12 protein-coding genes are annotated in these 15112 nt (G+C 73.4%); 4 read left to right on the top strand and 8 right to left on the bottom strand.

The genetic code is table 11. From position 1 onward, the window contains the following. Positions 1 to 41: 41 nt before the first annotated feature. The 4 genes from ACYVJE_RS01545 to ACYVJE_RS01530 are packed head-to-tail and all read right to left on the bottom strand — an operon-like array spanning position 42 to position 3146. A complete protein-coding gene (locus tag ACYVJE_RS01545; RefSeq protein ID WP_461142917.1) occupies positions 42 to 773 on the bottom strand; it encodes an ABC transporter permease in 732 nt (243 codons plus the stop codon). Further along, positions 773 to 1516 carry a fluoroquinolone export ABC transporter permease subunit gene (locus ACYVJE_RS01540; protein ID WP_461142916.1) on the bottom strand — a complete coding sequence of 248 codons (744 nt, stop codon included), beginning with the start codon at positions 1514 to 1516 and terminating at the stop codon, positions 773 to 775. The genes ACYVJE_RS01545 and ACYVJE_RS01540 overlap by 1 nt, the downstream gene beginning before the upstream one ends. Then, positions 1513 to 2496: an ABC transporter ATP-binding protein gene (locus tag ACYVJE_RS01535; protein ID WP_461142915.1), complete on the bottom strand. Its 984-nt coding sequence runs from the start codon at positions 2494 to 2496 to the stop codon at positions 1513 to 1515. Before ACYVJE_RS01535 ends, ACYVJE_RS01540 begins: the two co-directional genes overlap by 4 nt. Continuing rightward, complete coding sequence (locus tag ACYVJE_RS01530) at positions 2493 to 3146, bottom strand: TetR/AcrR family transcriptional regulator (protein ID WP_461142914.1); 654 nt, start codon at positions 3144 to 3146, stop codon at positions 2493 to 2495. Before ACYVJE_RS01530 ends, ACYVJE_RS01535 begins: the two co-directional genes overlap by 4 nt. A gap of 410 nt (positions 3147 to 3556) precedes the next feature. On the opposite strand from ACYVJE_RS01530, the gene ACYVJE_RS01525 reads away from it, so the two are divergent. After that, complete coding sequence (locus tag ACYVJE_RS01525; protein ID WP_461142913.1) at positions 3557 to 5863, top strand: heavy metal translocating P-type ATPase; 2307 nt, start codon at positions 3557 to 3559, stop codon at positions 5861 to 5863. 46 nt (positions 5864 to 5909) lie between these two features. Here ACYVJE_RS01525 and ACYVJE_RS01520 read toward each other — a convergent pair whose 3' ends face one another. Further along, on the bottom strand, positions 5910 to 7316 hold the full coding sequence (locus ACYVJE_RS01520) for a sugar porter family MFS transporter (protein ID WP_461142912.1): 1407 nt from the start codon (positions 7314 to 7316) through the stop codon (positions 5910 to 5912). Positions 7317 to 7652: 336 nt separating this feature from the next. On the opposite strand from ACYVJE_RS01520, the gene lat reads away from it, so the two are divergent. The 3 genes from lat to ACYVJE_RS01505 all read left to right on the top strand — a co-directional run bounded on the left by lat (position 7653) and on the right by ACYVJE_RS01505 (position 11294). Further along, entirely contained in the window at positions 7653 to 9089 is a 1437-nt protein-coding gene (gene lat / locus ACYVJE_RS01515; protein WP_461142911.1) for an L-lysine 6-transaminase, read from the top strand. Between the two features lie 132 nt (positions 9090 to 9221). Then, the gene (gene upp, locus ACYVJE_RS01510) at positions 9222 to 9848 is read left to right on the top strand and encodes a uracil phosphoribosyltransferase (protein ID WP_461142910.1); all 627 of its coding nucleotides are present in this window, start codon (positions 9222 to 9224) and stop codon (positions 9846 to 9848) included. Positions 9849 to 10106: 258 nt separating this feature from the next. Next, on the top strand, positions 10107 to 11294 hold the full coding sequence (locus ACYVJE_RS01505) for a glycosyltransferase family 2 protein (RefSeq protein WP_461142909.1): 1188 nt from the start codon (positions 10107 to 10109) through the stop codon (positions 11292 to 11294). A gap of 521 nt (positions 11295 to 11815) precedes the next feature. Here ACYVJE_RS01505 and ACYVJE_RS01500 read toward each other — a convergent pair. The 3 genes from ACYVJE_RS01500 to ACYVJE_RS01490 all read right to left on the bottom strand — a co-directional run bounded on the left by ACYVJE_RS01500 (position 11816) and on the right by ACYVJE_RS01490 (position 14943). Continuing rightward, positions 11816 to 12277, bottom strand: coding sequence for a flavodoxin family protein (locus ACYVJE_RS01500; protein ID WP_459159904.1), 462 nt, complete (start codon positions 12275 to 12277; stop codon positions 11816 to 11818). A 117-nt stretch (positions 12278 to 12394) separates the two neighbouring features. Next, the gene (locus ACYVJE_RS01495; RefSeq protein WP_461142908.1) at positions 12395 to 14077 is read right to left on the bottom strand and encodes a phospho-sugar mutase; all 1683 of its coding nucleotides are present in this window, start codon (positions 14075 to 14077) and stop codon (positions 12395 to 12397) included. Positions 14078 to 14121: 44 nt separating this feature from the next. Then, on the bottom strand, positions 14122 to 14943 hold the full coding sequence (locus tag ACYVJE_RS01490; RefSeq protein ID WP_459158323.1) for a purine-nucleoside phosphorylase: 822 nt from the start codon (positions 14941 to 14943) through the stop codon (positions 14122 to 14124). Positions 14944 to 15112 lie beyond the last annotated feature (169 nt).

Below are 15112 nucleotides of genomic sequence, written 5' to 3'. Positions count from 1 at the left end.
CCTGCGCCCCTCCGCACCCCGGTGCGCTGCTCCGCGGCGGGTCACACGCTCCGCGCGAAACGCCGGTACAGCAGCAGGGCCAGCACGCCGTTGACCGCGAGGCCGCCGAGGACGTGGGGCCACCACTGGCCGCCCTCGGACAGGGTCCAGTACGCCTGGGCCGGCCAGTAGGTGGGGATGACCCCGAGCGCGAGCTGCCACGGCGAGTCGAGGAAGTAGCCGATCAGCGGCAGACCCGCGAGCACGATCGCCACGCCGCGCATGACCGCCAGCCCCTCCACCTTGTTCCGCGCCAGCGCCAGGACCAGCAGTGCGAACATGACTCCGCACAGGCCGTTGCCCAGGCCGATGACGGCGAGCCCGGGCAGCTGCTCCGCGGGCAGCATGCCGCTGGCGGCCATCGTCGCGACCGTGTACAGCGCGGTCAGCAGCAACGCCGTCACCGCGCGGTAGGCCACCACCCGGAGGAGCGGCACCGGGGTGACGCGCAGCGCGGTGAGCGTGCCGGAGTCGCGCTCGTCCAGCACGAGCATCCCCGTGAGGCCGCCGACCACGACCGGGCTGGTCAGCAGCAGGAACGCCGTCAGGATCAGCGGGTGGTACGGCGCGAGGTCCAGGCCGTAGCGCGCGTGCACGGCCGCGGCCACGGGCGGCGTGCCGAAGCGGAGCAGCGCGATCCAGCCCAGCGGGGCCAGCACGACGGCGATGAGCAGCGGTTCCCGCCGGATGCCGCGGAGGTCGTTGCGTCCGAGGACGGCGAAGGCGCTGGCCATCACACACCTCCCGAGCGCGCGACGACGCAGCGGGTGAACAAGCGCCCGGCGAACCACCACAGCACCGCGGCGCAGACCACGGGGTAGAGCAGCGCGTAGGCGACCACCCCCGGTGGCAGGGCGACCTGGTCGAACGCCGCGCCGAGCAGGTGCAGCGGCCCGTAGGTCGGGATGAGCGCGAACCACCAGCTCTGCCACACCCCGGAGTAGGGGAAGATCGGCAGGGTGCACAGCGCCAGCGGCAGCATCGACGGCAGGTACCAGTCGCTGACGGAGGCGAACGGCATCGAGCTGGCGAAGCTCACCAGCAGCATGATCACCGTCCCGAGCACCGCGCCGGCCACGAGCGGGGCGGGGTGGTAGCCGGGCCCGTGCGCGACCGTCGCGACCACGAGGGCGAGCACTGTGGACAGAGCTGTCAGCAGGACCACTTTGGACGCCAGGTACTCGCTGAACCGCAGCGGTGTGACGACCAGGGCGTGCACCGTGCGTTCGCCCTTCTCGAAGAACACCGCACCGGCGATGAAGAAGAAGCCGACGATGGACAGGTCGCCGAGGATCACGTACGGCTCGGCCAGCGAGCGCAGGTCCCGCGGCATCGGCAGCAGGATCGCCAACCACAGCAGTCCGGAGAACACCCCGGCGTGCAGGAACCGGTAGCGGTACTGCAGCCGCAGCTCCAGCCGCAGCGCGGTGCCGAACCGGCGGAGAGCTGCGCGGGGCGCGAGTGCGGCGGTGGTCATCGCAGGCTCCTCCCGGTCGTTTCGACGAACACGTCGTCGAGGGTGGCCTCCTGGCTGTGCAGCGTTTCCACGCGCTGCGTGCGCACCAGCTCCCGGAACGCGGCGTCATCGGCGAGCCCGTCCAGGTCGAACTCCGCCGCGGCGAGCTCGCCGGACCCGGTGCGGTACTCCACCCGCACCGCGCGCTGGCTGCGGGCGACCTTCAGCTCCTTGGGCGCGTCCAGCGCGGCGATGCGGCCGTCGACGACGAAGGCCACGCGGTCGCAGAGCTCGTCGGCGGTGGCCATGTCGTGCGTGGTGAGGAAGACCGTCGTGCCGCGGGCCTTCTGCTCGAGCACCAGGTCTAGGATCCGGCGCGCGTTGCGCGGGTCCAACCCGGAGGTGGGCTCGTCGAGGAACAGCAGGGCCGGCCCGTGCAGCAGGGCGCGGGCGAACCCCAGCCGCACCTGCATGCCCTTGGAGAACCGGCCGACCTTCGTGCGCGCGTCCGCGGCCAGCCCGACGGCGTCCAGCAGCTCGCGCGGGTCGGTGGCGGCGCCGTCGTGCAGCTGCGCGAAGAGCTCCAGGTTCTCCAGCGCGGTCAGCTTCTGGTAGTGGTTGGGCAGTTCGAAGGACACGCCGATGTTGCGGTAGTGGTCCTGGCCCGCCGCGGCCGGATCCGCTCCCAGCACCGACACGCGACCGCCGTGCCCCGTCAGCAGTCCGATGAGGATCTTCTGCGTCGTGGACTTCCCGGCCCCGCTCGGTCCGAGGAAGCCGAAGACCTCGCCCGGCCCAACGGTGAAGTCCATGCCGCGCACGGCGGGCTCGGACGAACCCGCGTAGGTGTAGGTCAGGTCCTGCACGGACACGGCCTCGGTCGGCTCCGCCGCCGCGGACCGCTGCTCGGCGGAGGGGTACCCGGCGGGGGTGTTCCCGGCGGGGGCGCGCCCGGTGGAGGTGTTCCCGGCGGGGGCGTGGTCGCTCGTGTCCCGTGTCATTCGGCGTCCTCGTGGTGCGCTGTGTCCTCGCGGTGCGCGGCGTTCTCGTGGTGCGCTGTGGTCAGTCCGGTGGCGACCACGTCGGTGAGCAGCTGCGCGACCGCCTCGTAGTGCTCGCCGAACTCCTCGCGGTGCGCGGCGATGAGCCCGGCGGCGCGGATGACGCCGAACACGAGCTCGGGATCGGCGTCGACCAGCTGCCCGCACCGCTGCCAGCGGGTGATGAAGTCGAGGACGGGCTGCAGGAGGTGGGGCCGCACCCGTTCGGCCTCGTCGGCGCCGACGCGCCGGCGCACGGCTTCGAGCTCGTCGGGGTGCGTGAGCAGCCGCCGGTAGAGCGGATCGTTCGCGGTGGTCTCGCGGCTGCCGGTGAGGATGCGCACCAGGCCGGTGCGCGCGTCGCCGACCTGCTGCAGGTCGCCGAGGGCGCGTTCGGCGACCTGCGGTGCCTGGCGGAGCATCAGCTCCAGGTAGAGCTGCTCCTTCGAGTCGAAGAACGCGTAGAAGCTGCTCTTGGCGATGCCCGCGCGGCCGGCGAGTTCCTCCAGGGAGGTCTTGCGCAGGCCCTGCGTGGTGAACAGCTCGTAGCCGGCGGAGAGCAGCTCCGCGGTGACGCGTTCGCGCTCCTCCGCGGTGAACTTGGCGGGCATACCGCCTCCCTGCCTTCCTCTGCCCGGGGCCTTCTTGCCGGCGGCTTCTGCTGGGGCCTTCTCGCCGGGGCTGGCGCGAGCTCCGCCGGCGCCAGACCCTCCCGCGTGCTCCGCGGCCGCCGCTCCCACCCGCCCCCGGTGTGCGCATTCCCGCGGAATGGACATATCCCTCGTGCGGGGCCGCCTGCCGAGTGATCAGCGGACCTGCCGGCGCCGCGGCCGGCTGGCGGGGGCGCGTGGTCGCGGTGCCCGTGGAGAATCTGTGCGAACAATGTGGTTTTCCATTCGCGAAAACCGTACTCCTCGGCGAGGCGGCGCGACAAGGTCGCGGCACTGCGGCGACTTTGACACCCTACCCCCCTAGGGTATAAATTCAGGTGTGTCGCAACCGCTGCGGAGGGAGTCGGGCGATGCCGCACCCCGGAGGAGCCGGTTCCGAGCAGACCGGCGTGGAACTGGCGATCGAAGGGATGACCTGCGCTTCGTGCGCCGCGCGGGTGGAGCGCAAGCTGAACAAGCTCGACGGCGTCGAGGCCAGCGTCAACTACGCCACCGAGAAGGCGAAGGTGCAGCGCCCCGCCGCGGTCGGCGACGACGAGCTCATCCGCGCCGTCGAAGCCGCGGGCTACGGCGCCCGCCTGCCCGCGCCGGAGCAGGAGGCCGAGCAGGCCGAGCAACGGCGCCTGACCGCGCTGCGCACCCGCGTGCTCGTCTCCGCGGTCCTGTCCGTGCCGGTCATCGCGCTGGCGATGGTCCCCGCGTGGCAGTTCCCCGCCTGGCAGTGGGTCTCGCTGGTGCTGGCCGCGCCCGTCGTGCTGTGGGGCGCGCTGCCGTTCCACAGCGCCACGTGGACGAACCTGCGGCACGGCGCGGTCACGATGGACACGCTCATCTCGATGGGCACGCTCGCCGCGTTCGGCTGGTCGCTGTACGCGCTCGTGTTCGGCAGCGCCGGGGAGATCGGCATGACCCACGCGTTCGAGCTGTCCGTGCAGCGCGGCGAGGGCGGTGGCGCGATCTACCTCGAAGTCGCCGCGGGCGTGACCACGTTCGTGCTCGCCGGCCGGTACTTCGAGGCGCGGTCCAAGCGCAGCTCCGGTGCGGCGCTGCGCAAACTGCTGGACATGGGCGCCAAGGACGTCGCCGTGCTGCGCGGCGGCGAGGAGCACCGCCTGCCCGTCGAGCAGCTGCGCGTCGACGACGTCTTCGTCGTCCGGCCCGGCGAGAAGATCGCCACCGACGGCGTCGTCACCGAGGGCTCCTCGGCCGTGGACGCGGGCATGCTCACCGGCGAGTCCGTGCCCGTCGAAGTGGGCCCCGGCGATGAGGTCGTCGGCGCGACGGTGAACGCGGGCGGGCGGCTGGTCGTGCGCGCCACCCGCGTCGGCGCGGACACGCGCCTGGCCCAGATGGCGCGGCTCGTCGAGGACGCCCAGAGCGGCAAGGCGCAGGTGCAGCGGCTCGCCGACCGCATCTCCGCCGTGTTCGTGCCGATCGTGCTGGCCCTGGCGCTCGGCACGCTCGTGTTCTGGCTGGTCACCGGCGGGCCGGTGCAGGCGTTCACCGCGGCGGTGGCCGTGCTCATCATCGCCTGCCCGTGCGCGCTCGGGCTGGCCACGCCGACGGCGCTGCTCGTCGGCACCGGTCGGGGCGCCCAGCTCGGCATCCTCATCAAGGGCCCGGAGGTGCTCGAGTCCACCCGCCGCGTCGACACGGTCGTGCTGGACAAGACCGGCACCGTCACCAGCGGGCGGATGGAGCTGACCGGCGTGCACACCACCGCCGGCAGCTCCGAGGAGGAGGTGCTGGCCCTCGCCGGCGCGGTCGAGAGCGGTTCGGAGCACCCGGTCGCGCAGGCGGTCGCGCGCGATGCCGCCGAGCGAACCGGCCGGCTCGGCGAGGTCGAGGAGTTCGGCAACGAGGCGGGCCTCGGCGTCCGCGGGATCGTCGACGGGCACGCCGTCCTCGTCGGTCGGCAGGCCCTGCTGGAGCGGTGGAGCATCACCGTGCCCGCGGAGCTCACCGCGGCCAGGGAGGCCGCCGAGCGGCGCGGCGCCACCGCGGTGCTCGTGGCCGCCGACGGCCTCGCCCGCGGGGTGCTCGTCGTCGCCGACGCGGTCAAGCCGACCTCGGCCGAGGCCGTGCGCTCCCTGCGCGGGCTGGGACTGCACCCCGTGCTGCTGACCGGGGACAACGAGGCGGCCGCGCGGACCATCGCCGAAGGCGTCGGCATCGACGACGTGCGCGCCGAAGTGCTGCCGCAGGACAAGGTGGACGCGGTCGCGCAGCTGCAGGCCGGGGGCCGCGCGGTGGCCGTGGTCGGCGACGGGGTCAACGACGCCGCGGCCCTGGCGCAGGCCGATCTCGGCCTCGCGATGGGCACGGGCACCGATGTCGCCATCGAGGCCGGCGACCTCACGCTGGTGCGGGGCGACCTGCGGGCCGCGGTGGACGCGATCCGGCTGTCGCGCCGCACGCTCGGCACGATCAAGGGCAACCTGTTCTGGGCGTTCGCCTACAACACGGCGGCGCTGCCGCTGGCCGCGGCCGGACTGCTCAACCCGATGATCGCCGGGGCGGCGATGGCCTTCAGCTCGGTGTTCGTGGTCAGCAACAGCCTGCGCCTGCGGCGGTTCCGCAGCGCCGCGGGCCGGGCGGAGGCCGGTGCCGCCCCGAGCGAGCCGCGTCCGGCGGTGCCGGCTTCCGCGGCGCGTTGAGGGAAGCCGTGCGGATCGGTGCTCGCCAGCCCGGCCGCTGCGGTGGTCACGCCTCGCGGCGGGCCCGCTGGCGTCCGGTGCGGCTGGTGAGCTCGGTCTCGATGTCCTCGAGCGTGCGGTTCTTCGTCTCCGGCAGCCAGCGGTAGAGGTAGATCAGCACGAACAGCCCGAGCACGCCGTAGAGCCAGAACACCCCGGCGGGTCCGCCGAACAGGCCGATGAGCGTGAGCACCGAGACGGACACGACGAAGTTCAGCGCCCAGTGCGAGACGATGCCGAACGAACCCGCCTTGCCGCGCACGCTGCTCGGGAAGATCTCGCTGTTGACCAGCCAGATCGCGATGCCGAGGCTGCAGGCGAACGCCGACTGGTAGACGATCAGCGCGGCGATGAGCAGCACGGCGACCGTGCCTTGCACCGGCTGGGTGAACAGCAGGCCGATGAAGGCCAGGGCGGCGATGATCACGACCGTGCCGCCGAGGATGAGCGGGCGCCGCCCGAGCCGGTCGATGAACACCAGCGCGAAGATCGTGAACAGCACGTTGAGCGTGCCGATGCCCACCGAGGCCAGGATCGCGCCCGCATCGCCGAATCCGGCGTCGGTGAGGATCGTGGGCGCGTAGTAGATGATCGCGTTCACCCCGACGACCTGGCTGCCGCCGGCGGCGGCGACGCCGACGGAGACCCACCGGCGGTAGCGCGGCCCGAGCAGTTCGCGGTAGGTGATGCGCCCCTCGGCCCGCACCGTGTCGCGGATCTCGGTGAGCTCGGACTCGACGTGCTCGGGCGGCCGGGTGCGGGCGAGCACGGCCCGCGCTTCGTCCTGCCGGCCGTGCGTGATCAGCCAGCGCGGGCTCTCCGGTAGTCGCAGCAGACCGAGGAACATGGCCACGGCGGGCAGCACGGCCACGCCGAGCATCCACCGCCACGCGCCGGTGTGGGACAGGCCGTAGCCGACGACGTACGAGACGAGGATGCCGACGGTGACCATGAACTGGTGCAGCGACACGAGCGTGCCCCGCCGGTGCGGTGGCGCCATCTCGGCGATGTAGCCGGGGACGACGAGCGAGGAGATCCCGATGGCCACGCCGAGGAATCCGCGGGACGCCACCAGGAACGCCACGTTCGGTGCCAGCGCGCAGGCCAGCGTGGCCAGGATGAACAGCACGGTCACGGCGATGAGGGTGTTGCGGCGTCCCGCCCGGTCGGACACGGGGCCGCCGATGAGCACGCCGATGACCGCGCCGACGAGGATCGAGGCGGTCACGACTTCCTGCGTGGAGTCGCCGAATCCGAACTCCGGTCGGATGTAGAGGATGGCCGCCGAGATGACGCCGGTGTCGTAGCCGAACAGCAACCCGCCGAACGCCGCGATGATCGACGCGCCGATGACGAGGCCGCTTCCGCTGGCGCGCCGGGGGCCGTTGCTCTCGCGTGCGGTGCCACTCGTCATGGCAGCTCCCTCCGACGGTGGTGCCGGCTCCGAACTGGAGAACGCACGCCCGGATCGTACGAGCTGCGCGGGGTTTCCGCCGGACCGCGGACGTCGCACGTCCGAGCACTGTGGACGCCGGACGGCTCCGGCGCGGAGGGCCGCCGCGGTCGGCGGGCTCCACCCCGCCGCGGAGGGGAGCGGGGTCGCCACCGGGCTCTGCCGGGGTCCTCCTTCCGGCTGATGCGCTACCGAGTAGGAAATTTTCCTGGTTTTCCTGTGTTTTGCAGGATATCATTGAGCTACAGTAGGTGCGGAAGGGAAAACCGTTCCCTCGGCGTGCTCGGGAGGCCGGAGATGACCCTGCGGGACGACACGGCGCGCGACGCCACGACACGGCACGACCACCCCGGAGCCGGCAGCGCCGGCGCGAGCGCCGAGGCGCGCAGCGCGGGCGCCGCGGTGCCGGATCCCCGGGAGGGCGGCGCGGTCACCGCCGCGCACGCGGTGCAGGACCTGCGCGCCAGCGTCACCGGCGATCTGCTCGACATCGTCGTCGACCTGGACTCCGGCAGCGGATGCCGCTTCTCCGACGCCCGCGACGGCACCGAGTACCTCGACATGACGATGTACTTCAGCTCCGCGCCGCTCGGGCACGGGCACCCGGCGCTGCGCGAGGCCTCGTGCGAACGGGCGCTGCTGCGGGCCGCGCGCACGAAACCGTCCAATCCGGACTTCGCCACGGTCGAGCAGGCGGAGTTCGCCGAGGCCTTCCGCCGCGTCGCCGGCGACCCCGAGCTGCCGCTGCTGTTCTTCATCGACAGCGGCACGCTCGCGGTGGAGAACGCCCTCAAGATCGCGTTCGACTGGAAGACGAAGCGCAACGCGCGCGCCGGCGTGGCCGCGCGCGGGCACCGGGTGCTGCACCTGCAGCACGCGTTCCACGGCCGCAGCGGGTACACGATGTCGCTGACCAACACCGAACCGGCGAAGGTCCGCGACTACCCCAAGTTCGACTGGCCGCGGATCCCCGCCCCGACCGCGTCCGCGGCGGAGTGGGACACCCCCGGACTGCTGCCCGCCGAGACCGCCGCGCTCGAGCAGGCGCGCGCCGAACTGGAGCGCCACGGTGCGGAGATCGCCTGCTTCGTCTACGAACCCGTCCAGGGCGAGGGCGGCGACCGGCACCTGCGCTCCCGGTTCCTGCGGGAGGTGCGGGAGCTGTGCGCGGAGTACGACGTGCTCACCGTCGCCGACGAGGTGCAGACGGGGGCCGCCGCCGGGGCGCCCTGGGTGTCGGTGGACCTCGACCTGCGTCCCGACCTCATCGCCTTCGGCAAGCGCATGCAGGTCTGCGGTGTCCAGGGTGGACGCCGCGTGCTGGAGGTCGAGGACAACGCGTTCCGGGAACCCAGCCGGATCAGCTCGACCTGGGGCGGTTCGCTGGTCGACATGGTGCGGGGCACGCACATCCTGCGGACGATCGAACGCGAGGGGTTGTTCGACCACGCCGCCCGGATGGGGGAGGTGCTGCGGAACGAGCTGCACGAGCTCGCCGCGGAGTTCCCCGCCGTGCTGCGGCACCCGCGCGGTCGTGGTCTCATGTGCGCCATCGGCTTTCACGACCGCACCGTGCGGGACCGCGTGATCGCCGAGGCCCGGCGGCGCTGTCGCACGCTCTTCCTGCCCAGCGGGCCGGATTCCGTGCGGTGGCGTCCTCCGCTGACCGTCTCGGAGGAGGAGATCTCCGCTGCGGTCGCGGCGATGCGCACGTGCGTGCGACAGGCGCGCTGACCGGGGGAGGGGAGCGGGGCGGAGCCGAGCGCTCCGCCCCGCGGTGTCCCCGCGGGGCGGTGGTGCGACGGAGGCCACGCCCGCGCCGCCGGTCCGTCGTGCGCGCCGCACCTCCGGTTACCGTAGGTATTCATGGATGTCCGGGTCATCGACCACCCCCTCGCCAAGGCGCGCTTGAGCACGATGCGCGACGTGCGCACCAACAGCGCCGCGTTCCGCGCGGCGCTGCAGGAACTGACGCTCATGCTGCTGTACGAGGCCACCCGCGAGGCCGAGGTGGCCACTTACGACGTCGAGACGCCGATCACGCGCACCAGCGGGTACGCGCTGGCCGAGCCGCCGCTGTTCGTCCCCGTGCTGCGGGCGGGACTCGGGATGGCGGACCAGGCGCACCGCCTGGTCCCGGAAGCGCAGATGGGCTTCGTCGGGCTCTCCCGCGACGAGGAGACGCTGCGGCCGACGCCGTACCTGGAGTCGCTGCCGGCGGACCTCTCCGGACGCCCGGTTTTCGTGCTCGACCCGATGCTGGCCACCGGCGGGTCGATGGCGTACACGATCCGCATGCTCGTCGAGCGGGGCGCCAGCGACGTCACCGCGATCTGCACGCTGGCCGCGCCGGAGGGCCTGCGGCGGCTCGAGGAGTCGGAGCTGCCGCTGCGGGTCGTCACCGCCAGCGTGGACGACCGGCTCGACGAGAAGGGCTTCATCGTGCCCGGGCTCGGGGACGCCGGGGATCGCGAGTACGGCGCCGTCACCTGAGCGTCCGCGGATCGGTTGACGTCGTGGTTCGGGTGGGGAACCCCCGACGGGGTGGTCTGCGCACGTGGCGCGGAAGCGGTTGCGCCGCCTCGCCTGGCGGAGCGCTGCGGCCGAGCACGCGGCCACCCGATCCGCGTGGCCGCGTGCGGCGCGAGGCGGCCTGCGTTGGTTCGCCGTTGTCTCGCGGTCATGCACCCGAGGCATGAGATTCACGACCGGGGGGCGGAGATCTCGGCGAGTTCGTGGGAGCCTGTCACGGTGACATCACGACAATCCGGTTTCTTACGCGCGGGGGCCCGTGGCCTGCTGGGGGCGGCGGCCGCCGGGGTGGTGTACCGCAACGCACGGACGTTGTCCCAGGTACGTGCGGTGCTGCCGCTCGGTGCTCCCGGAACCCCGAGCACGCTGCCGCCGAAGGTCACCGCTGTCGTGCCGGCCCGCAACGAAGCCGCTGTGCTGGACGCGTGCGTGCGCGCGCTGCGGGAGCAGACCCACGGCAGCCGGACCGGTGCCGAGGGGAGCGCGCTGCGCATCGTGGTCGTCGACGACAGCTCGACCGATGACACACCGGTGATCGCCCGCCGGCACGCCGAGGAGGACCCGCGGGTCCGCGTGGTCCGGTTGGACGAGCTCCCGGAGGGGTGGAGCGGCAAGGTCCACGCGATGCACTCCGGAGTCGCGCACGCGGACGAGCCGGAGGCCGGCGAGTGGCTCATGTTCGTGGACGCGGACATGCAGCTCGGCCCCGAACTGGTCGGCCGCCTGCTGTCGACGGCGGAGGGAGCCGATGCGGACCTGGTGTCCACGCCCGGCAGCCCGCCGGAGCAGCACTCCGCGACCTGGCCCTGGCTGATGCCCGCGGGCCTGCAGCTGATCGGGGAGAACGCGGCGCCGGACGGGCGGGGCCGCAAGGCCTTCGCGATCGGTCACTGCATCCTGCTGCGACGTTCGCACTACGACAAGATCGGCGGGTGGTCCGCGCTGGCGTCCGTGCGCAACGAGGACATCGCGATCGCGACGCGGGTGCGCGACCACGGGGGCACGACGCAGCTGGTCGATTCGGGCAGGCACGCGATCACCACCGGCATGGACCCGTTCCGCCAGGGCTGGCGTTCGTTCCGGAAGAGCTTCGTGGCGGGCACGCGCGGTTCGGTGCCCGCGCTGACCGCGATCGGCGTCGGGCAGATCGCGGCGTCGCTGGCCGCTCCCGCGGCCGCGCTGGTCGGGTTGGGCACGCGCCGGCGCGGATTGGCCGCGGTGGGAGCTGCGGGCTGGGCCGTGCAGAGCGCCGCGCACGCGCGCACCGCGCGGCTGATGGGCTCGGACCCGCGGTACGCCCCGCTGGCCCCGGCGTCCGGCACGCTGTTCGGCAGCGTCCTGCTCGACGGCGTGGTGCGCGTCGTGCGCGGCAAGACGGCGTGGAAGGGACGCCGCACGCGCTACTGACCGCTCCCGCGGTCAACGACCTGTTCGGTGCGTCCCCGGCGTGCCGGAACGCGCGAGTTCCGGGCCCGGCTGCGACGATGGTGGTCCCACCGTGGCGCACCGTTGCGCGCGTGCGCGGGGTGCGGCGGTCACCTTCCCCGCGAGGGCCGCGCGTTGCGGGGAGGGCGGCCGATGTGGCCACGGACTGGGGCGCCCTGAACATCGCACGGTGATGAGGGAAGGCGGGCTCTGCTCAGGGCGCCCACTGGCCGCCAAGGCGAACCTTGACGACACGATTAGGTTACTCGTTCCACGTCGACCAAGATCAACTGGGGTAATCTGCCCGTGTGACCACGGTTTTCGCGCACGCGCGGAGCCGGTGCCACCGGGGTTGCGGGTGTCGCCGGGTTTGCGAGCGCTGCCGGGATCGCGGGCTTCGCCGGGAACGGTGCGCGAGCGGCGGCGACGGCCGGGCGCACCGGGACGCGGCGCTGCGCCGGCGCCCGGGCCGGGCGCGGCGGGGAGGGTGCGGTGGGGAGCGGTCACGGCATCAGCCCGGCGGCGTAGGCGGCGACCGTGGCACCCAGGTTCCAGCACGCCTCCGCGTCGTCCTTGTCCGGTTCCCCGGTGACGGACACGTTGTCGGTGACCTTCGCCCAGTCGAGTCCCGTGGTGATGGATTCGATGCCGCGCACCGCGCCGGTCGTGTCGCTGCCGCCGTGCACGTACAGGCCGTACGGCCGCTGCCGGGTGGAGTCCAGGCACGGGTAGTAGATGGTGTCGAAGAAGACCTTGAGGGCCCCGCTCATCATGCCCAGGTTGGCCGGTGTGCCGAGCACGTAGGCGTCGGCTGCGAGCACGTCGGACGCGGTCGCTTCCAACGCGGCCCTGCGCACGACCTCGACGTCCTCGATCTCGTCGGTGGCCGCCCCGTCGAGCACTGCTTCCAGCATCGACTGCAGGTTCGGCGACGGGGTGTGATGCACGATCAGCAGCCTGGGCACGTTGTTGACCTTCTCGCGGATGCGCGCGAGCGCGCAACCCACCGGGAGTGTGTGGATCAGCGGGGGCGCGGACCGGGGCGTGCGCGGATCAGCGCACGGTCCTCACCGACGCGCTGGTCACGGCGCCGGTTCGTCCGGTGCGAGCAGTTCCGCCACGGCCGTGCCCAGCCGCGCGAGCCGGTCGCTCGCGCGCTGCTTCGCCGCCGCGAGCGCCGCGGCCGCGTCACCGGCGTGCGCCTCCGGCGCGGGGTGCTCCACCACCTGCAGGTAGCACTTCAGCTTCGGTTCCGTCCCGGAGGGCCGGATGACCACGCGGGTGCCCCCGTCGCCGGTGAGCACGAGCGCGTCGGTGGCGGAGAGCGGATCGCGCAGCCGCAGCGGCGTCCCGGCCAGCTCGGCCGGTGGCCGCTCGCGCAGCCGCGCCGCGCGCTCGGCGCCGTCGGACACGCGCAGCGAGACCTGGTCGGTGCTGTGCACGCCGTAGCGCAGGAACAGCTCGTCCAGCAGGTCCGGCAGGCCGCGGCCCTGCGCGGCCAACCGCGCGGCGAGGTCGCAGCAGAGCACCGCGGCCGAGATCCCGTCCTTGTCGCGCACGTGCTCGGGGTCGACGCAGTGGCCGAGGGCCTCCTCGTAGGCGTAGACGAGGCCGGTGCCCCGCCCGTCGCCGGCGCGGACCAGCCACTTGAACCCGGTGGGGGTCTCGGCGTGGCGCACGCCGAAGTCCTCGGCCATGCGGCCGAGCATCGTGGCGGACACGAGCGTGCTGGCCACCAGCGGCACCGGAGCGCGCCCTCCCCCCAACGTGGACAGGACGTGCCAGCCGAGCAGGACGCCGGTCTCGTCGCCGCGCAGCATCCGCCACCGCCCGCCGTCGGCCACGCCGAGCGCGCAGCGGTCCGCGTCCGGATCGAGCGCGATCGCGAGGTCCGCCGCGCTGCCCTGCGCGTGCCGCAGCAGGGCATCGGTCGCTCCCGGTTCTTCCGGGTTCGGGAAGTTCACGGTCGGGAACTCGGGGTCCGGGTGCTCCTGCTCGGGCACGAACGACACGTCGCCGACCCCGCAGCGCCGCAGCGCCTCGCGCAGCGGCCCGGCCCCCACGCCGTGCAGCGCGGTCGCCGCGACCCGCGGCGCTGCGGACCGGTCGGTCCGGCGCGTCAGGTGGATCACGCGGTCGAGGTAGCCCTCCAGCGCGTCGGTGCACCACTGCCACGTGTCCGCGCGGGGCACGGCTGCGGCCGGCGCGGACGCCGCGATCCCGTTCTCGATCTCCGCGTCGGTGGGGGCGACCGGCTGCACCCCGCCGCGCAGGTAGAGCTTGTACCCGTTGTCCGCGGGCGGGTTGTGCGAGGCGGTGATCTGGATGCCGGCCGCGGCCCCGCGCGCCCGCGTCACGTGGGCCAGCACCGGGGTGGGCAGGGGATCGGCGAGCAGTCGCGCGTCGAAGCCCGCCGCGGCGAGCACCGCCGCGGCTTCCCGCGCGAACGCCTCTGAACCGTGCCGGGCGTCGCGCCCGACGAAGACCAGCCCGCCCGGTTCCGCGCGCCGCAGCCAGTCCGCGAGCCCCGCCGTGGTGCGGATCACCACGGAGCGGTTCATGCCGTTGGCGCCGGCCCGCACGGGCGCGCGCATCCCCGCGGTGCCGAAGCGGGGCAGCCCGGACATGCGCTCGGTCAGCTCCTGCGCGGCCTCCACCGAACCGGCGTCGGACCGCGCGAGCAGGTCGTCGAGCTGCTCGCGCGAGAGTGGATCGACGTCGTTGGCGACCCACTCCCGCGCAGTTTGCCTGATCGTTGCGTCCATGGCCAATGTCCCCACCCCGGTTCGTTCCCGTGCTCCGGGGCTCCCTAAGCGGTTTCCGCGAGGGAGCGCAGGAGCTGCCCCATCCTCGCGGCCGAGGCCCGGCCGGCTTCGAGGACCTCCTCGTGGTCCAGCGGCTGACCGCTGAGCCCCGCGGCGAGGTTCGTGACCAGGGACAGCCCGAACACCTCGAGTCCCGCAGCGCGGGCGGCGATCGCTTCCAGCACGGTCGACATGCCGACGAGGTCGATGCCGAGCTGCTGGAACATGCCGATCTCCGCCGGGGTCTCGAAGTGCGGTCCGACGACACCGGCGTAGACGCCCTCGGCGAGGGAGGGGTCGATCTCGGTCGCGCGGGCGCGCAACCGCGGTGAGTACAGGTCGGTGAGGTCGACGAACTCCGCCCCCACCAGCGGTGAGCGCGCGGTGAGGTTGATGTGGTCGCTGATCAGCACGGGCTGGCCGACGTCGAAGCCCTCCCGCAGCCCGCCGGCCGCGTTGGTGAGCACGACGGTCCGGCACCCGGCGGCCGCTGCGGTGCGCACGCCGTGCGCGACGGGGTCGACGCCGCGGCCTTCGTACAGGTGGGTGCGCCCGAGCAGCACGAGCACCCGCTTGCCGGCGACGGGCACGGACCAGGCCCTGCCGCTGTGCCCGACCGCGGTCGGTGCGGCGAAGCCGGGCAGCTCCTCCATGCCGATCTCGGCGGCCGGGGTGCCGATCTGCTCGGCGGCCGGTTGCCACCCGGAGCCGAGCACGACCGCGATGTCGTGCTGCGGGGTGCCGGTGCGTTCGGCGAGCGCGTCCGCGGCGCGCCGGGCGACGTCCGCGGGCTCGAGGGCGGTGGTGTCAGCGTTCGAAGCAGTCACGCCCCGCAGCTTAGTGGCCGCGCGGCTTGCCGGTCGTGTGCTTGGCCGCACCCGACGCGTCCCGGCGCGTCGGGCGGGCCGCCCAGCCCGGGGGAACAGAGCCCGGGGGAACAGAGCCCACGTGCGCAGCACTGCCGGGGAACAGCTCCCCGGGAACGAGGTGCCGGGG

This window comes from Salinifilum aidingensis (assembly GCF_054782015.1).
This window is presented reverse-complemented; position numbering and strand designations above follow the sequence as displayed.